At 72.0% G+C, this 16,737-nt stretch carries 15 protein-coding genes; 6 read left to right on the top strand and 9 right to left on the bottom strand.

Features of this window, described 5'->3' with window-relative positions; translation table 11 throughout:
- Nucleotides 1-77: 77 nt before the first annotated feature.
- The 5 genes from D8M39_RS02535 to dinB form a co-directional block, all read right to left on the bottom strand.
- Nucleotides 78-692, bottom strand: a complete 615-nt coding sequence (locus D8M39_RS02535) for a hypothetical protein (RefSeq protein WP_055083163.1) — start codon at nucleotides 690-692, stop codon at nucleotides 78-80.
- On the bottom strand, nucleotides 689-1,672 hold the full coding sequence (rsmH, locus tag D8M39_RS02530) for a 16S rRNA (cytosine(1402)-N(4))-methyltransferase RsmH (RefSeq protein ID WP_094393721.1): 984 nt from the start codon (nucleotides 1,670-1,672) through the stop codon (nucleotides 689-691). The genes D8M39_RS02535 and rsmH overlap by 4 nt, the downstream gene beginning before the upstream one ends.
- 315 nt (nucleotides 1,673-1,987) lie before the next feature.
- Nucleotides 1,988-2,419 carry a division/cell wall cluster transcriptional repressor MraZ gene (gene mraZ, locus D8M39_RS02525; RefSeq protein WP_055083177.1) on the bottom strand — a complete coding sequence of 144 codons (432 nt, stop codon included), beginning with the start codon at nucleotides 2,417-2,419 and terminating at the stop codon, nucleotides 1,988-1,990.
- A 264-nt stretch (nucleotides 2,420-2,683) separates the two neighbouring features.
- Complete coding sequence (locus D8M39_RS02520; RefSeq protein ID WP_055083167.1) at nucleotides 2,684-3,085, bottom strand: DUF3040 domain-containing protein; 402 nt, start codon at nucleotides 3,083-3,085, stop codon at nucleotides 2,684-2,686.
- A gap of 38 nt (nucleotides 3,086-3,123) precedes the next feature.
- On the bottom strand, nucleotides 3,124-4,362 hold the full coding sequence (gene dinB, locus D8M39_RS02515; protein WP_094393719.1) for a DNA polymerase IV: 1,239 nt from the start codon (nucleotides 4,360-4,362) through the stop codon (nucleotides 3,124-3,126).
- Between the two features lie 148 nt (nucleotides 4,363-4,510).
- Here dinB and D8M39_RS02510 point away from each other — a divergent pair, with 148 nt between their 5' ends.
- The gene (locus D8M39_RS02510; protein WP_094393717.1) at nucleotides 4,511-5,620 is read left to right on the top strand and encodes a polyprenyl synthetase family protein; all 1,110 of its coding nucleotides are present in this window, start codon (nucleotides 4,511-4,513) and stop codon (nucleotides 5,618-5,620) included.
- 174 nt (nucleotides 5,621-5,794) lie between these two features.
- Here D8M39_RS02510 and D8M39_RS02505 read toward each other — a convergent pair whose 3' ends face one another.
- Nucleotides 5,795-6,187 carry an Rv2175c family DNA-binding protein gene (locus D8M39_RS02505; protein WP_174233420.1) on the bottom strand — a complete coding sequence of 131 codons (393 nt, stop codon included), beginning with the start codon at nucleotides 6,185-6,187 and terminating at the stop codon, nucleotides 5,795-5,797.
- 141 nt (nucleotides 6,188-6,328) lie between these two features.
- On the opposite strand from D8M39_RS02505, the gene D8M39_RS02500 reads away from it, so the two are divergent.
- Both D8M39_RS02500 and D8M39_RS02495 read left to right on the top strand, forming a co-directional pair.
- Complete coding sequence (locus D8M39_RS02500; RefSeq protein ID WP_126874321.1) at nucleotides 6,329-7,501, top strand: lytic transglycosylase domain-containing protein; 1,173 nt, start codon at nucleotides 6,329-6,331, stop codon at nucleotides 7,499-7,501.
- A gap of 4 nt (nucleotides 7,502-7,505) precedes the next feature.
- Complete coding sequence (locus tag D8M39_RS02495) at nucleotides 7,506-9,464, top strand: protein kinase (RefSeq protein ID WP_126874320.1); 1,959 nt, start codon at nucleotides 7,506-7,508, stop codon at nucleotides 9,462-9,464.
- 114 nt (nucleotides 9,465-9,578) lie between these two features.
- Here D8M39_RS02495 and D8M39_RS02490 read toward each other — a convergent pair whose 3' ends face one another.
- A complete protein-coding gene (locus D8M39_RS02490; protein ID WP_055083092.1) occupies nucleotides 9,579-10,970 on the bottom strand; it encodes a class II 3-deoxy-7-phosphoheptulonate synthase in 1,392 nt (463 codons plus the stop codon).
- An 18-nt stretch (nucleotides 10,971-10,988) separates the two neighbouring features.
- Nucleotides 10,989-11,846 (bottom strand): 1-acyl-sn-glycerol-3-phosphate acyltransferase, encoded by an 858-nt coding sequence (locus D8M39_RS02485; protein ID WP_126874319.1) that lies wholly within the window; start codon nucleotides 11,844-11,846, stop codon nucleotides 10,989-10,991.
- 139 nt (nucleotides 11,847-11,985) lie between these two features.
- Between D8M39_RS02485 and D8M39_RS02480 the strand changes: the two genes are divergently transcribed.
- From D8M39_RS02480 to D8M39_RS02470, 3 genes are all read left to right on the top strand, one after another.
- On the top strand, nucleotides 11,986-12,774 hold the full coding sequence (locus tag D8M39_RS02480; RefSeq protein WP_126874318.1) for a carboxylesterase: 789 nt from the start codon (nucleotides 11,986-11,988) through the stop codon (nucleotides 12,772-12,774).
- Nucleotides 12,771-13,184: a hypothetical protein gene (locus tag D8M39_RS02475; RefSeq protein WP_126874317.1), complete on the top strand. Its 414-nt coding sequence runs from the start codon at nucleotides 12,771-12,773 to the stop codon at nucleotides 13,182-13,184. The genes D8M39_RS02480 and D8M39_RS02475 overlap by 4 nt, the downstream gene beginning before the upstream one ends.
- 106 nt (nucleotides 13,185-13,290) lie before the next feature.
- Nucleotides 13,291-15,099, top strand: coding sequence for a long-chain fatty acid--CoA ligase (locus D8M39_RS02470; protein WP_055083097.1), 1,809 nt, complete (start codon nucleotides 13,291-13,293; stop codon nucleotides 15,097-15,099).
- A gap of 207 nt (nucleotides 15,100-15,306) precedes the next feature.
- On the opposite strand, the gene D8M39_RS02465 is transcribed toward D8M39_RS02470, so the two are convergent.
- Nucleotides 15,307-16,734: a mycothione reductase gene (locus tag D8M39_RS02465; protein ID WP_055083099.1), complete on the bottom strand. Its 1,428-nt coding sequence runs from the start codon at nucleotides 16,732-16,734 to the stop codon at nucleotides 15,307-15,309.
- Nucleotides 16,735-16,737 lie beyond the last annotated feature (3 nt).

The following is a 16,737-nucleotide window of genomic DNA, read 5'->3' as shown; positions in this document are numbered from 1 at the left end:
TCGTTTCCTGGACTCCGGCGTGGTGCGGCTCCCTCCGATGGGTGGTGGTCGCGGGTCCGGCGTGCGGACCCTCGGCGTCAGTTGCCGGGTGCGCGCTGCGACGGCGCGGGCAGCGAGCCCCCGTTGAGGTCCCGCGCGTCGTCGGCCTTCTGGGCGGCCTCGCGCTCGGCGGTCTTCTTGTCCGCCTCCTCCTTGGCCCGCTTCTCCGCGCGCTCCTCGGCGGCACGGCGGTTCGCCTCGGCGGCGTCGGAGCCCTTCATCTTGGCCGGCGGCACGAGGATGTTCTGCGGGTCGCCCTTCTCGGCCACGGCGGACGGCGCGCTCACAGCACCCGAGGCGATGTCGACGCTGCCGACGTCCTTCGCGCTGACCATGCCGAGGTCGTTGGCCCGGGCCGCGAGGTTCTGCGGGGCGGAGTTCGCCTCGATGTCCTGGGTCAGGGCCTCGTTCTCCTGGGACAGGGCGCGCTGCTGGCCCGTGAGCTCGGTGAGCTCGTACTGCCCCTGCGTGATCTGGATGTTGAGCACGAGGATCCCCACCAGCGCGGCGGCGAGCGCGAGCGCGCACATCACCACGGTGGACACGCGACTGCGACGGCTGGCCCGGCGCGGCACCACGGACAGGGGCCGACGGCGCTGCGGACCGTGGCCCTCGGAGGCGCCGTTCGAGGCGGTGGTGGCCGCACTGCTCATCGGACGCTCCCTGGGGTCGTGGTCTCGCGGAGCTTCTCCACCGCGCGCAGCCGTGCCGAGGCTGCCCGCGGGTTGCCCTCGGTCTCCTCCGGCGTGGCCCGCTCGGCGCCGCGCGTCAGCACGGTCAGCGAGGGACGGTGCTCAGGCAGCTCCACGGGAAAGCCCTTGGGGGCCGTGGAGCGGGCGCCGCGGGCGAACTCCTGCTTCACAATTCTGTCCTCCAGGGAGTGGTAGCTCATGGCGACGACACGCCCTCCCACCCTGACAGTTTCCACGGCCGCGGGAACGGCACGCTCCAGCACGTCCAGCTCCTCGTTGACCTCGATCCGCAGCGCCTGGAACGTCTGCTTGGCGGGGTGGCCCTTCTTGTGCTGGGCCGCGGCGGGCACGGCCGAGCGGACGACGTCGACCAGCTGGGCGGTGGTGCGCAACGGCGCCTGCGCGCGGGCCGCGACGATGGCCCGGGCGATCCGGGGGGCGAAGCGGTCCTCACCCCAGCGGTAGATGATGTCGCGCAGCTCCGCCTCCGTGTACTCGTTGACCACGGTGGCGGCGGAGAGCTCCGCGTGCGAGTCCATGCGCATGTCCAGGGGCGCGTCGAAGGAGTAGGCGAAACCTCGTTCGCGCTCGTCGAGCTGCAGCGACGAGACGCCGAGGTCGAACAGGATGCCGTCCACCCGCTCCACGCCCGTGAGGGCGGCGGCGTCCGCAATGTGGTCGTAGGTGGTGTGGAGGCCCTGGAAGCGCGAGCCGAAGCGGGCCAGGCGCGCGCCGGCCAGCTCGAGGGCCTGCGGGTCCCGGTCGATGCCCACCACGCGCAGGGAGGGGAAGCGCTCGAGCATGGCGTGGGTGTGGCCGCCCATCCCGAGCGTCGCGTCCACGACGACCGGCTCCGGGGTGTCCAGCGCGGGGGCCAGCAGGTCCAGGCAGCGCCCCAGCATCACGGGGATGTGCCGTTGCTCGGCGGGGGCGTCTTCCATGCCGGGCTCCTGGTCCGTCGCGGGTGTTACCTGGGGGGGTCTGGTCGAGGTGTGCCCGGGCGGGGCGTTCATCCGCCGTGCCGTTCACGTGCCGAACCGCATTCACGCGGGTCGCTCCGCACGGCGGCCGAGCACCCTGCGGGGCGGCCCGTGTGCGGGGCGGTCCACGTGCGGGCCGGTCACCAGATCCCCATCCGCCGCTCGCCCCTCGAATCCGGCCTGACTCGGGGGAAGTCGAGTCAGGACGGTGACGTGGGCGGCTGGAGATCTCACGACCGGCGACGTCGCGTGCTCGCCTCCGGCTGCTCCCGCTCCCTAAAAGAGACCGGGTATCACCTCGTCCTCGGTGTCGGAGAAGGCCGCTTCCTTCTCCGCGAGGTACTGCTGCCAGGCGGCCGCGTCCCAGATCTCGGCGCGGCTACCCGCCCCGATCACCGCCAGTTCCCTGTCCAGGCCCGCGTACGAGCGCAGGGACGCGGGAATGGTGATGCGGCCTTGCTTGTCCGGGATCTCGTCCGAGGCCCCGGAGAGAAAAACGCGGATGTAGTCCCTGGCCTGCTTCGACGACAGCGGTGCCGCTCTCATCTGCTCGTGCACCCTGGCGAACTCCTGGGCGCTGAACACGTAGAGGCAGCGTTCCTGCCCTCGTGTCAGCACCAGTCCGTCCGCCAGTTCAGCCCGGAACTTGGCCGGAAGGATCAGCCGTGCCTTGTCATCCAGACGCGGTTCGTATGTTCCGAGAAACATCGCCACCGCCTTCGGATAAGGGCCAGCCCGACCCTCGCTTCTCTACCGCCCTCCACTTTACTCCACACCCCTCCCCCGTCAATGCAAATCCGCTCCACGACACGGCTCGAGAGCCCGGGGTGCCGCCCGGCGTCCCGCGCTCGAGGCTCTCTGCCGGCCCGGAAAACCGGGGCTGACGAGGGGCGGGAACGAGAAGAGCTCCCCGGCGGTGTGCCGGGGAGCTCTTCGTAGACCGTGCGGTCCGAGACTGTGGTGGAGAGGGGGTCAGCGCCCGCCCTGGTTGCGCCGGTCCCACTTCTCCTCGAGGTTCTGGAGGAAAGTGGAGGACTTCCCGGAAGCGGAGGAGCTGTCACGGGGTGAGCGTGGCGAGCGCCCCGTGCCCGGGACCTCGCCGGGGGCGGCCTTGCTGCGCAGGGTGGCCACGTACGCGCCGGCGGCCATGAGCACGAAGCCCAGGACTCCCACGACGATCAGGTGGGTGGAGACACCGGCCAGGAGAACGCCCAGCCCGACGACCGCGATCACCACGCCCAGCACCAGGTTGCGCATGGAGCCGCGGCCCCGCGCCGCCTCCTTGTGCATGGTGGATGCGAAGCGGGGGTCTTCTTCGTGCAGCTGCTTCTCGAGCTGGGCGAGAAGCTGCTGTTCGTGCTCGGAGAGAGGCACGATTCCTCCTGAGGGGTTGAGCGTGGGGCGGGCGAGCCTCACGTGTCGTCCAGAATATCCCGTGCGGGGCGGTTTGGCATCGTGGGCCCCATGAGTCTGGCCGGGCGCAGCGTGCCGGGGCCGAATCTGTGGTGCACCCGGTCCATGGCCTCCTCCGCCGCGCCCCACTCCGCCTCGCGGCCGTCCAGGCTGAGCTGCAGGGCGTGCTCGCTGCCCGTGAGCTTCTCGGCACGCACTCCGAGCAGCCGCACCGCCTGGGGCCGCGGGCCGATCCCGTCCAGCAGCGAGCAGGCCTCGGTGTAGAGGTCGTGCGCGGAGGTCACCGGGTGCCCGAGCGTGTGCGAGCGGCTGATCGTGGCGAAGTCCGCGTAGCGCAGCTTCAGCCCCACGCGCCCGGCACGCAGCCCGTGGCGGCGCAGCCGGGCCGCGGTGTCGTGGCTGAGCCCGAGCAGCACCCGTTTCAGGGCGGCGGTCTCGGCGACGTCGCGCTCGAACGTGCGCTCGGCACCGAGGCTCTTCTCCTCCCGCACGGGTGTCACCGGGCGGGGGTCGTGCCCGTTGGCCAGCTGGTGCAGGTGGGTGCCGGCCGCCACCCCCACGAGCGAGTGCAGGCGGGGAAGCGGGGTGGCCGCGATGTCGCCCACCGTGGGAAGCCCGGCGGCCTGCAGTGTCTCGGTGGTGCGCCGGCCCACGCCCCACAGCTTGTTGACGGGCAGCTGGGCGAGGAATGCGCGGGTGTGCTCGGGGGCGACCACCAGCAGCCCGTCCGGCTTGCAGTAGGCGGAGGCGATCTTGGCGACCGTCTTGTTCTCGGCGACGCCCACCGACGCCGTGAGCCCCGTGGACTCCTGGATCTCGCGCCGCAGCCGCCGGGCGATCTCCACCGGCGGTCCGCAGCGTCTGATGGCCCCGGAGACGTCCAGGAACGCCTCGTCCACGCTCAGCTGCTCCACGCGGTCAGTGACCGAACGGAAGATTCCCATGACGATGCGCGAGTAGTGCGCGTAGGCCTCCTTGTGCGGCTCCAGCACCACGGCGGAGGGGCACCGCGCGCGGGCCTGCATCAGCGGCATGGCCGAGTGCACGCCGTACTCGCGCGCCTCGTAGGACGCGGAGAGCACCACGGAACGCGGACCGGAGCCCGCCACGATCACGGGCCGACCCCTGTGCTGGGGCGCGTTGAGCAGTTCCACCCCCACGTAGAACATGTCCATGTCCACGTGCAGGATCGCGCAGCGGCGCAACTGCTCCAGGTGCTCCGCACTCGGACCCGCCATCCCGCTCCTCCCGCACCAGCGCCCGTCGATGATCCAGGATCCAGGGTAGGCGGGGGTTCCGACACGCACCCCGCTGCAGCCGGTTAGGCTGGACGGGCGCAGCAGAACTCCTGCGGCGCGACTTCCCCAGAGCAGAGGTGCCCCCGGCATGACCCCCTCCGACGCGTCCGCGACCGCAGCGCACCAGGACCGGGAGTTCTCCGCCCGGCTCGACGCCCGGCTGCGGGAGTTCTTCCGTGCCGAGCGCGAGCGCGTCACCGGCATCTCGCCCTCCGCCGCGGACCTCGTGGACGCCATCGAGCGGCTGACCCACGGCGGCAAGCGGCTGCGGGCCCGGCTGTGCTACTGGGGATGGCGCTCGGCCGGCGGTGGGGCGGACGCGCCCGGGCCCGAGATCGCGGCCGCGGCCCTCGAGCTGTTCCAGACCGCCGCGCTGATCCACGACGACGTCCTGGACCGCTCGGACACCCGCCGCGGCAGCCCGAGCGTGCACCGGGTCTTCGAGTCGCTGCACCGTGAGTCCGGCTGGGCCGCAGATGCCGAGCACTTCGGGGTGAGTGCGGCGGTGCTCACCGGCGACATGAGTCTGTCCTTCGCGGAGCAGCTCTTCGCCGACGCCGCGGCCCGGGTCCCCGCGCCCGCCGCGGCACGGGCTCGCGAGCTGTTCTCGACCATGCGCGCCGAGGTCATGGTGGGCCAGTACCTCGACATCCACGCCGAGGTCTCCCCCGCCCCCCAGGATTCCCGCGAGCAGCTGGAGCGGGCCATGACCGTGCTGCGCTACAAGTCCGCCAAGTACTCGGTGGAGCACCCCGTGGGCATCGGTGCCGCACTGGCCGGGGCCGATCCCGCCTTCCTGGCCGCGTGCACGCGCTTCGCCCTGCCCCTCGGGGAGGCTTTCCAGCTGCGCGACGACGTCCTGGGGGTCTTCGGCGATCCCGAGACCACGGGCAAGCCCGCCGGGGACGACATCCGCGAGGGCAAGCGCACCGCCCTCGTGGCGCTGTGCGCGCAGGACGGGGACCCCGCCGAGTACGAGTGGCTCGACTCCGTGCTGGGCCGCCCGGACCTCGGCACCGAGGACATCACCCGCGCCCGCGCCCTGATCCGGGACAGCGGTGCGCTGCGCCGCTCGGAAGAGCTCATCGACTCGCTCGTGGCGGACTCGGACACCGGCCTGGAGGACCTCGCCACGGACGGGGTGAGCCGGGCCGGGCTGCGTGCCCTCGCGGACGCGGCCGTACGGCGCACGCGGTAGGTCCGGAGGGCGGGGCAGGTCCCGGGCCCGGGATACCGGCACGGCAAAAACCCCGTGCACCGGGGGTCGCCGGCGCGGACCGAGCACCCCGGTCCCGCGACGTCGCGCGGGCCCCTCACACGGCCGCGCCCGGTCACCCCGCTCGGGATCAGGTCCGGGGCCCGGAGCCGGACGTCACCAGCCCAGAGCCTGGGCCCGCCGCCGCACCTCGGTCTTCTGACCGCGCCGCAGCGCGTCGATGGGGCGGCCCGGCAGCGAGTCGTCCGCGGTGAAGAGCCAGCGGATGGCCTGGGCGTCCGTGAACGCGGCGTCGCGCAGCACGCCCACGGTGCCCTTGAGGGAGTCGAGGGGGTGGGAGCCGTCCATGAACTCGGCGGGCACCACGCGCACCCGGTCCTCGGGGCGGCGGACCTCGAGCAGGGAGCCGTCGTCCATGAGCCGGTGCACGCGCGTGACCTGCACGTCCATGGCCTCGGCGATGTCCGGCAGGTACGTCCACTCGCCCACGAGGGCGTCCAGCTCGGCAAATTCCTCGGGTGTCAGATCCGTTGCGTAGTTCACGGGCACTACTCTGCCACGGCGCGGCGACAGGCTCACACCGCCCGGGGCCGGGCCGGAGGCGTCGGGTAATCTGGTGGGGACACGCGCCGCCCGCGAGCGCACCGCGTGCACCCCCTACTTCCCCCACCCGAGGCAGGAATCGCGAACATGCCGGTTGAGCCGCCCCACGACCGCCCCTCCCCGCGACCCGCGTGGGGTCGCCGCGCCGCGCAGGGCTCGGCCGCCGCTCTTGCGGCCCTCACCGCACTGGGGACCGTCGGTCCCGCCCATGCCGCCCCCGCCCCGGCGCAGAGCGTCCACGCATCCCAGCAGACGGGCTCCTCGTCCGTGACCGTGCGGCCCGGGGACTCCCTGTGGTCCCTCGCCACCGCCCACGGCGTCACGGTCACCCAGCTGATGGCCGCCAACGACGTCCCGGCGCACGGGATGCTCCGACCGGGCCAGCGCCTCACGCTGCCCACCGCCACGCAGGCAGGTGCCGCGAATGAGCGCGCCACGCAGGCCAGCGCCTCGCAGGACGGCGCCGAGCACGACGACGCCGCCCGCGCCACGTCCCACCCCGCCTCCCGTCACACGGTGGCCGCCGGTGACACCCTCTGGGACCTCGCGCTGCGCCACGGGGTGAGCGTCGCGGACCTCGCGGCCGCCAACGACCTCCCGGCAGGCGCCGGGCTGCGCCCCGGGCAGAGTCTCGCCGTGCCCGCGGCCGACGGGGCGCAGAGTGGCCGTACGACGTCGTCGGAGGATCCCCTGGACACCACGGACACCGCAGCCGCAGCCGACACCACTGCCGGGGCCCGCCCGGCCCAGGGAGCCGCCGGTTCCGCCCCGACGGGGCCCACCTCGATGGCAGGGCGCACGTACCCCGCCGGGGTCGTCGCCTCCGCGGACGCCCACCGCGAACAGCTCGCCGGTCGAGCCCAGCCGTCCTCCGACGAGCTGCGGGAGCTGGTGCGCAGCACGGCAGAGTCCATGGGCGTGGACCCCACGCTCGCGCTGGCCCACGCCTCCCAGGAGTCGGGTTTCCGCCACGCGGTGGTCTCCCCCGCGGACGCCGTGGGCACCATGCAGGTGGTCCCCGCCGCGGGAGAGTGGGCCTCGGCCATGGTGGGCCGGGACCTGGACCTGCTGGACCCCCGCGACAACGTCACGGCCGGGGTGGCGATCATCCGCGAGCTGCAGGACAGGGCCCCCTCCAAGGACGTGGGCATCGCGGCCTACTACCAGGGTCTGCACGGCGTGCGGACGTACGGTATGTACTCCGACACCAAGGCGTACGTGAAGGCCGTGAGCGCACAGGAACGAGACTTTGCCCAGTAGCAGCATGAACGACCCCCGCGAGGGAACCCTGCTCGAGGACCGCTACACGGTCCGGCGCAGGATCGCGCGCGGCGGCTCCGCGACCGTGTACGAGGGGCTCGACGAGCGCCTCGACCGGCCCGTGGCGCTGAAGATCATGCACCCGCACCTCGCGGACGACTCCTCGTTCGTGCGCCGGGCCCAGCGCGAGGCGAAGTCGGCGGCGCGGCTGCAGCACCCCAACGTCGTCTCCGTCCTGGACCAGGGGCACACCCGCGAGGGCGAGCTGTACCTCGTGCTCGAGTACGTGGCCGGGCCCACGCTGCGGGAGGTCATCGCCCGCGAGGCTCCGCTGTCCGCTCGGCGGACCCTGGACCTGCTGGTCCCGGTACTGCGCGGCCTCGCGCAGGCCCACCGGATCGGTCTGATCCACCGGGACGTCAAGCCCGAGAACGTCCTGCTCACCGAGGACGGCCAGGTCAAGGTCGCGGACTTCGGGCTGATGCGCGCCGTGGACGAGCACACCGCGAGCGCCACCGTCCTGGGGACCGTGGGCTACGCGGCCCCGGAGCTCGTGGGCGACGGCCCCGTGGACCAGCGCAGCGACGTCTACGCCGTGGGGATCATGGCGTACGAGATGCTCACGGGCTCCCGCCCCTACACGGGCACCGCCCTGCAGGTGGTCAACGCCCACGTGAGCCGCGACGTCCCGGCCCCGAGCGGCGTCGTCCCCGGGGTGCCGCCCGCCCTGGACGAGTTCGTGCTGCGCGCCACCGCGCGGGACGCCTCCCGCAGGCCCGTGGACGCCGCCGCACTGCTGGACCTCGCGCTCGCCATCCGCCGTTCGCTGCCGGCGCCGCAGGACCCGCCCTCCCTCGACACCGCGCTGACGCAGCCGCTCTCCGCGCTCGACGGCGACGCCGCCCGCGCCGGGACCGCGGGCGAGGCACCCACCGAGGCGTTCGGCGCCACCACGCCGCGCGGGGACGAGACGGCCACCGAGGCGTTCGACGCCCGGAATCGTCTGCGCAGGGAGCCCGGCCCCGGCCCCGGCGGGAATGGCGCACCGGGCGGCGAGGCCGCGACCGAGGCGCTGGGCACCACAGACCGAGCCACCCCGGACGGCGCGGACCCCGACGCCACCCGCGTCATGGGCACGCAGCGCGGCGGGCAGCCCACCTCCCCGATCCTCCCGAACCACGACCCCGAGGCCACCGGAACCACCACCGCAGTGGGTGCCCGTGCCGGGCGGCAGTCCGGCTCCAGCGCGCTCCGCTCCCCCGAGATCCCGCGCGTCCGTCTGAACCCCCGCCTGCCCCCGCTGCACGTGGCCGTGGCCGTGATCCTGTTCGCGCTGCTGCTGACTGTCGCCGGGTTCCTGGGCTGGTGGCTGGGCTCCGCGCCGGGCTCCGCGTCCGCCACTGTTCCCGCCGTGGCGGGGCAGGACGCCGCCAGCGCAGAGCGCGCACTGAACGCCGCGGGAATCTCCAACGTGGGCGTGCGCTCCACCACCAGCCGGGACGCACCGGAGGGCACCGTGATCTCCACGGACCCGGCCGCATCCGCCTCCGTGCGCGGCATCGAGCAGGTCAACCTGCTCGTCTCCGAGGGACCGGCCCGCGTGGACGTCCCCACGTTCACGGGTTTCTCTGCCGACGCCGCACGGAGCGCGGTCACGGACGCCGGGCTCGCGGTGGGCACAGTGACGAGCACCTACTCCACGCAGGCCGTGGACTCCGTGGTCTCCCAGTCCCCCGCCGCCGGGACGAACGTGGACGAGGGCACCGCCGTGGATCTGACCGTCGCGGCGGACAGCCCGCAGGGGGATCCGCCGAACGTGGTCGGCCAGAGCGAGGACGGGGCGCGCAGCACCCTCGAGTCGAAGGGTTACACGGTGGAGGTCTCTGCTCCCGTGGGCTCCCACCTGCACCGCGTGGTGAGTCAGCGCGAGGAGGGCGACACCGTCTTCCTCACCGTGCTCTGATTCGGGATTCCTCGCAACCGACGTGCCCTCCAGCCGTCATCGTCCCCGCACACGGACACCGCCCCGGTGCCGCCTCCCGGAGAGGGGGGCACCGGGGCGGTGTCAGGGATGCGCTCAGTTCTGGTTCGAGAGGTACTCCGCCACGAGGAACGCGATCTCCAGGGACTGCATGTGGTTCAGCCGCGGATCGCACAACGTCTCGTAGCGCTCCGCGAAGGAGGACTCGGCCACGGGATCCGAGCCGCCCAGGCACTCCGCGACGTCGTCGCCCGTCATCTCCACGTGGATGCCGCCGGGGAAGCTGCCCAGCTCACGGTGCACCTCGAAGAAGCCTCGCACCTCGTCCACGACGTCGTCGAAGTTGCGGGTCTTGTACCCGGAGGGCAGGGACACCGTGTTGCCGTGCATGGGGTCGGTGACCCACACGGGCCTGGCGCCCGCTTCCTGGACCGCCTTGATGACCGGGGGAAGCTTCTCTCGGATGTTCTTGGCGCCCATGCGGGTGATGAACGTCAGACGTCCGGGCTCGCGCTCGGGGTCGAGGGCGTCGATCAGCCGCAGCGCATCCTCGCCGGTGGTGCCCGGGCCGAGCTTCACGCCAATGGGGTTGCGCAGCCGCGAGAGCAGGTCCACGTGGGCGCCGTCGAGCTCGCGGGTGCGCTCCCCGATCCACAGGAAGTGCGCGGAGGTGCCGTACGGCAGGTCCGTGCGGGAGTCGATGCGGGTCAGAGCGCGCTCGTAGTCGAGCAGCAGCGCCTCGTGGCCCGCGAAGAACTCGGTGGTGCGCAGGGCGTCGAAGTCCGCGCCGCACGCGGCCATGAACTTCACCGCGTGGTCGATCTCCCGCGCCATGGTCTCGTACCGGGAGTAGGCGGGGTTGGCGGCGAAACCCATGTTCCACTGGTGCACGCGGCGCAGGTCCGCGAAGCCGCCCTGGGTGAACGCGCGGATGAGGTTCAGGGTGGACGCCGAGGTGTGGTAGCCGCGCAGCATCCGGTTCGGATCGTGCTCGCGGGACTCAGGGGTGAAGTCGAAGCCGTTGACCATCTCGCCGCGGAAGGAGGGCAGGGTCACGCCGTCGCGGGTCTCCTCGTTCGAGGAGCGCGGCTTGGAGAACTGTCCGGCCATCCGCCCCATCTTCACCACGGGCATTGAGGCTCCGTACGTGAGCACGACGGCCATCTGCAGCAGGGTGCGCACGCGCCCGGAGATCTTGTCCGCCGTGGCGCCGTCGAACGTCTCGGCGCAGTCGCCACCCTGCAGGAAGAAGGCCTCGCCGTTGGCGACCTCCGCGAGGCGCGCGCGCAACCGGTCCACCTCGCCCGCGAAGACGAGCGGCGGCACCGTGTTGAGCTCCTCGATGGACCGCGCGAAGTCAGGGTGCTGCGCCCACTGGGGGTGCTGGCCGATGGTCTTGCCCCGCCAGTCGTCCAGGCCGGGGTAGTTCGCGGCACGCAGGGACGATGCCGGGGATCGCAACTGTTCAGGCAGGGTCAGGGAACTCATTCGGACAGTGTAGGCCGTTCAGCGGCGGCCCTGCTCGTCCGTTCCGTCATGTGAACGATCCCGCAGCTTCTCCCCCAGCGCCCCGGCCTGCTGGGAGACGGCCTCCGTCACCGCGCGGCCCTTGTCCTTCGTGGCCTGGGCGACCTCGCGCGCCTGGGAGGACAGGCCCCCGGACTTCTCCCGGGCCCTCTCCTGCGCGAGCTGGCGCTTGTGGTCAGCGGCGTAGACATCGGCCTGCTCCTGTCCGGACAGCTGCTGGATCGCGGCCATGACCTCGTCCGTGACACGCCGCAGGGTGGCGTGGTCCCCGTGCTGGGACATCAGGTGGGAGAAGTCCATGGGCTCGCCGAACGTGGTGGTGATCTTCGCCCGCCGCGGGTCCGGGAAGCGCGAACCCAGGGGCTGCATGCGGTCCGTGCCGTGCATGGCCACGGGGATCACAGGGGCCCCCGTCTCGAGCGCGAGCCGGGCCACGCCGATCTTCCCCCGGTACAGCCGCCCGTCCGGCGACCGCGTTCCCTCCGGGTAGATGCCCACGAGCTTGCCCTCGGCCAGCGCCTGGCCCCCCGCGCTGAGGGACTCCGCGCTCGCCCGCCCGCCGCGACGGTCCATGGGAATCTGGTTGATGGCCCGGAAGAACCACGCGACGATCCGCCCGCGCGGGCCCGGGGTGGTGAAGTACTCCGACTTCGCCAGGAAGTAGACCTGGCGGGGAACGGCCACGGGCATGAAGATCGAGTCCGGGACGGAGAGGTGGTTGCTCGCGAGGATCGCGGGGCCCTGGGCGGGAACGTTGTCGAGTCCGATCACCGTGGGGCGGCAGATCAGGTTGACCACCGGCGCCACCACGTAGGTCCGCAGGAACATGTACACCATCAGTGGGAGCCTTTCGTGGACGCGCCGCGCCGTGCGGGCGGTGGGCGGGTCCGTCGTCGTCGCCTGGGGCGGGGCCCGTGGCCGGGCGTCCACGGGCGATTGTCTCACGGGGCGGGCGGGCGGCTGGCACAATGGCGCCATGTCTCCTGATCCGCGGCACGGCCCCCTGTCCCTTCCCGGCACCTCCTCCGTGGGAGTGCTGGTGCTCCACGGCTTCACCTCGACCACTGCCTCCGTGGCGCAGTGGGCGCGGGCGATCCACACGGCCGCCGACGACGACGGCGCCCACCCGGGCGTGCGCGTCCCCCTCCTGCCGGGTCACGGCACCCGCTGGCAGGACCTCGCCGGACAGCACTGGCAGGACTGGCGGGACGCCGTGGACGCCGAGTACTGGGCGCTGCGCAGGGAGCACGAGCGCGTGGTGGTGTGCGGGCTGTCCATGGGCGGCGCGCTCGCGCTGCACACCGCCGCGCGGCGGGACGTCGCCGGCGTGCTGCTGGTGAACCCCGCCCTGGCGCTGGTGAACCGGATGGCCCGCTTCAGCCACGTGCTCGCCCCGGCCGTGCCCTCTCTGGAGGGCATCGGCAGCGACATCAAGCACCCCACCGGGCTGGAGTCCGCCTACGACCGCACTCCCCTGGCCGCCGTGGCCCAGCTGAACACCCTGATGCACCACACCGTGCGGATACTCCCCGCCGTCACGGCACCGGCCGTGGTGTTCCGTTCCGACGAAGACCACGTGGTTTCCGGGTCGTCCGCAGACCTGCTTGCGCGGCGCAGCCGCGGCGAGGTTCTGGTGGTCCCCCTGCACGAGAGCTACCACGTGGCCACCCTCGACCGCGACGCCCCGGTCGTCGAGGCCACCTCACGCGACGCCGTGCAGCGGCTCTCCCGCGGCGAGCCGTTCCTGCACGGGGACCGGGCATGAGCGGGCGCACCCCCTCCGAGGACCCGTTCGAGAGCATCATCCGCGCGAACAGCTGGGACGACGTCCCTCGTGACGACGAGGACTTGGAGCCCTGGGCGGAGGATGTTCCCTGGGAGCCCCGCGAGCAGCCCGCGGACGGGATTCCCCCGGAGCTCGCGGAGGATCCCGAGGACGAGCGCTACGACCCGGACCCGGGCCCCGTGACGAGCGGGATCTCCCCCGCGATGCTGCGGGCACTCAGCGTGATCCTGGCCGTCCTCGTGGTCATGCTGGGCCTCGCCCTGCTGCCAGGCCCCCTGCCCGGACTCGTGTGGGTCGCGGGGATCGTCGGGATCGTGGCAGGTCTTGTCCTCGTCTTCCGGGCGCTGCCCGAGGACGCCCCGGAGGACGACGACGGCGCCGTGGTCTGAGTGCCTCGCCGTCGTCCGCGCATCGCGCCGTCACCCGAGCGTCGCGCCGGTGTATGAACGGAAACACACAGTAGGCTGAGGCTCGATCTCACCAGGAAGGTTCCCCATGAGACGCGTCAGTGCCCCCGCCATCGTCGACCCCCTGCCGTACCCCGGCACCGCCCACATCCTCGCGGAGCGTGCGGAGAAGACACCCGATGCGGTCCTCTACACGGTCCTCGCGCCGGGGCGCGAGCGGGACGTCACCGCCCGGCAGTTCCGCGACGAGGTCGTCGGGCTGGCCCGGGGCATGGCCGCCCGGGGCATCGGTGCCGGGGACCGCGTGGGGCTGCTGAGCCGCACGCGCTACGAGTGGAGCCTCGCGGACTTCGCGCTGTGGTGGCTCGGGGCGGTTCCCGTGCCGGTCTACGACACCTCCTCACCTGACCAGATCGCGTGGATCCTCTCGGACTCCGAGGCCGTCGCGGTCTTCGCGGAGACCGACGAGCTCGCGGACCGCGTGCGCGCGGCCGCGGAGATCACTGCGTTCCCGGCCGCACAGCGGATCTGCGTCTTCGACACGACGTCGGACGAGCTCTCCCTCGACGCACTCGTGGCCGCGGGCTCGGGGCGAACGGACCTGACCGGCCCCTACGACGGCGTCTCCCTCGACGACACCGCCACCCTGATCTACACCTCGGGGACCACGGGCCCGCCGAAGGGCTGCGAGCTCACGCACCGCAACTTCGTGGCGTGCTCGCAGAACACGATCCCCGTGGCGGGACCCATCATGGCCGAGGGTGCCCGCACCCTGCTGTTCCTGCCGCTCGCCCACGTCTTCGCGCGCTTCGTGGAGGTCACGTCACTGGACGCCGGGATCACCCTCGCGCACACCCCGGACGTCTCCCAGCTGATGGACGACCTCGCCCGGTTCAAGCCCACGTTCATCCTCGCGGTGCCCCGGGTCTTCGAGAAGATCCTGGTGGGCGCCCGGTTCAAGGCGCAGGCGGGCTCCCCCGTCAAGAAGCTGATCTTCGAACGGGCCGTGACCACGGCCGCCGCGTGGTCCAAGGCCTCGCAGAACGGGCACGTCCCGCCGTGGCTGGAGTTCCGCCACCGGCTCTACGACAAGCTCGTGTACTCGACGCTGCGCGAGGCCATGGGCGGCGAGGTCCGCTACGCCGTGTCGGGCGGGGCGTCGCTCGGCGAGCACCTCGCACACTTCTTCAACGGCATCGGCGTCTACGTGGTGGAGGGCTACGGGCTCACCGAGACCACCGCGCCCATTGCCGGCAACTTCCCGGCGATCAACAGGATCGGCACCGTGGGCCACCCCATCCCGGGCAACGAGATCGCGGTCGCCGAGGACGGCGAGATCCTCGTGCGCGGCTCCAACGTCTTCGCCCGCTACAACGGGCTGCCGGAGAAGACCGCGGAGGTCTTCCACGACGGCTGGTTCGCCACCGGGGACCTCGGCCACCTGGACGAGGAGGGGCTGCTCACCGTCACTGGGCGCAAGAAGGAGATCATCGTGACCGCCGGTGGCAAGAACGTGATCCCCACGCAGCTCGAGGATCCCATCCGGGCCTCGGCCACCGTGGGTCAGATCATGGTGGTGGGAGACAACCGCCCGTTCGTGGCGGCGCTCATCACGCTGGACCCGGACACCCTTCCCACAATTCTGAGGGGCCTCGGCCTGGACCCCGCAATGAACCCGGCGCGCGCCGGCCACGAGGACGCCGTGATCGCGCACGTGCAGAAAATCGTGGACCACGCCAACGCCAGGGTCTCCCGCGCGGAAAGCATCAGAGCTTTCCGGATCCTCAAGGAGGACCTCACGGTGGAGGACGGGTACCTGACCCCCTCGCTCAAGCTCAAGCGAGCCAAGGTCGCTGAGGACTTCGTTGATGTCATCGAGGGCATCTACGCGAAGTAGAAGTAGGGGACGACGGCGCGGCACCGGAACCCACGGGCCGGCGGCGCTGGGGTGGGAGCCAGCGGCACTGGCTCGCGGGTCACAGCCGTCGCGGCGCGCAGGCCACGACGGCATCAGTGTGCCGGGGCCTGGCGGGATCCGGCGGCCTGAGCCCGGCCTGCGCACCAGGGCGCATTCTGATCGGCGGGCCCTGGCACGGCGTGGCCGTCAGTCCCTGACGTGCTGGCCAGGGACGTCCAGGCCCAGCAGGGCGTTCTCCACGACCTCCGCGAGCGCTGGGTGGATCCAGTACTGCCCGCGTGCCATCTCGTGGGCCCGCAGCCCGAAGGACATGCCCTGGACGAGCGGCTGGATCAGGTTGGAGGAATCGTGGCCGATGAGGTGTGCCCCCAGCAGCTCGCCGGTGCGGGCGTTCGCGATGAGTTTGCAGATCCCGGCGTGGTCCTCCATGGCCCAGCCGTAGGCAACGTCCCCGAAGTCCTGTTCCTTAACCGTGATCTGCTCGCCGTTCCGGGCGGCCCAGTCGCGGGCTTGGACCTCGGTCATGCCCACGGACGCGATCTGCGGTTCGGTGAACACCGCGGACGGCACGTAGCGGTGATCGGTCGCGCGCAGATCCTGCGGGTGCACCACGTTGTGGGAGACCGTGCGGGCCTCGGCGTTGGCCACGTGCTTGAGCTGGTACGGGGAGCACACGTCCCCGAGGGCCCACAAGCCGGTCACGGGTTCCCCGTCCGAGAGCACACGCTGGTACTCGTCCACGGCGAGCAGTCCGCCACCGGTGACGTCCAGGTGGGCGGCTTCCGGGCGCAGCGTGTCCGCATTGGGGACGCGCCCCGTGGCCAGCAGGACGACGTCGGCGGTGCCGTCCCAGTGCTGGCCGGAACCGTCGGAGGCCTGCGCCAACACCGTCAGGCGGCCGTCCTCGGCACGCTCGATCCCGGACAGCGTCCACCCGAGTTGCAGGTCCCACTGTTCGGCGGCCTCGCGCGTGAAGCGTTCGGCGATCGTGTCGTCGTGTTCGCGCAACAAGCGCTGCGAACGGTTGAGCTGGGTCACGGAGGCGCCCAGTCCGCGGAAGACGTGACAGAACTCGGCGGCCACGTACCCGCCGCCCACCACGATGACGTCTCGGGGGAACTCGTCCAGGCGCATCACGGTGTCCGAGGTGTGCACCCCGGGCAGGTCGGTACCCGGCACGTCCGGGATGCTGACCCGCGAACCGTTGGCCAGCACGATCTCATCGGCGGTGATCCGCTGCCCGGACTCGGTCTCGAGGACCTTGGGTTCCACGAAGTGCACGTACTCCTGGATCACCGTGACGTTGTCGAGCGACTCGCGGTACTGCAGCCCGTTCTTGGAGATCGCGTCGATGCGGGCGAAGATGCGATCCCGCATGCCGGGCCAGTCCACACCCTCGATCACGGCGTCCAGGCCCAGCCGTATGGCGTCCCGCGCTTGGTCCCCCACGGTGGCCGGGTAGGCATACATCTTGGTGGGGATGCACCCCGCGTTCAGGCACGTGCCGCCGAACCGGCCCGGTTCCACGATGGCGACGTCGAGGTCCGCATACTCGTCTGTGAGGATGGAGTTGCCGGAGCCGGAGCCCACGATGATCAGGTCGAAAGAACGCATACG

It is taken from the genome of Kocuria sp. HSID17590 (genome assembly GCF_003989485.1).
Lineage (GTDB): Bacteria > Actinomycetota > Actinomycetes > Actinomycetales > Micrococcaceae > Kocuria > Kocuria salsicia.
The sequence above is the reverse complement of the archived record's forward strand: the minus strand, read 5'-3'. Positions and strand labels throughout refer to the sequence as shown.

Excerpts from the sequence above, each read along its gene's own strand:
- D8M39_RS02535 (WP_055083163.1), bottom strand. The coding sequence starts at position 692 with ATGAGCAGTGCGGCCACCACCGCCTCGAACGGCGCCTCCGAGGGCCAC.
- rsmH (WP_094393721.1), bottom strand. The coding sequence starts at position 1,672 with ATGGAAGACGCCCCCGCCGAGCAACGGCACATCCCCGTGATGCTGGGG.
- mraZ (WP_055083177.1), bottom strand. The coding sequence starts at position 2,419 with ATGTTTCTCGGAACATACGAACCGCGTCTGGATGACAAGGCACGGCTG.
- dinB (WP_094393719.1), bottom strand. The coding sequence starts at position 4,362 with ATGGCGGGTCCGAGTGCGGAGCACCTGGAGCAGTTGCGCCGCTGCGCG.
- D8M39_RS02510 (WP_094393717.1), top strand. The coding sequence starts at position 4,511 with ATGACCCCCTCCGACGCGTCCGCGACCGCAGCGCACCAGGACCGGGAG.
- D8M39_RS02500 (WP_126874321.1), top strand. The coding sequence starts at position 6,329 with ATGCCGGTTGAGCCGCCCCACGACCGCCCCTCCCCGCGACCCGCGTGG.
- D8M39_RS02495 (WP_126874320.1), top strand. The coding sequence starts at position 7,506 with ATGAACGACCCCCGCGAGGGAACCCTGCTCGAGGACCGCTACACGGTC.
- D8M39_RS02490 (WP_055083092.1), bottom strand. The coding sequence starts at position 10,970 with ATGAGTTCCCTGACCCTGCCTGAACAGTTGCGATCCCCGGCATCGTCC.
- D8M39_RS02485 (WP_126874319.1), bottom strand. The coding sequence starts at position 11,846 with ATGGTGTACATGTTCCTGCGGACCTACGTGGTGGCGCCGGTGGTCAAC.
- D8M39_RS02480 (WP_126874318.1), top strand. The coding sequence starts at position 11,986 with ATGTCTCCTGATCCGCGGCACGGCCCCCTGTCCCTTCCCGGCACCTCC.
- D8M39_RS02475 (WP_126874317.1), top strand. The coding sequence starts at position 12,771 with ATGAGCGGGCGCACCCCCTCCGAGGACCCGTTCGAGAGCATCATCCGC.
- D8M39_RS02470 (WP_055083097.1), top strand. The coding sequence starts at position 13,291 with ATGAGACGCGTCAGTGCCCCCGCCATCGTCGACCCCCTGCCGTACCCC.
- D8M39_RS02465 (WP_055083099.1), bottom strand. The coding sequence starts at position 16,734 with ATGCGTTCTTTCGACCTGATCATCGTGGGCTCCGGCTCCGGCAACTCC.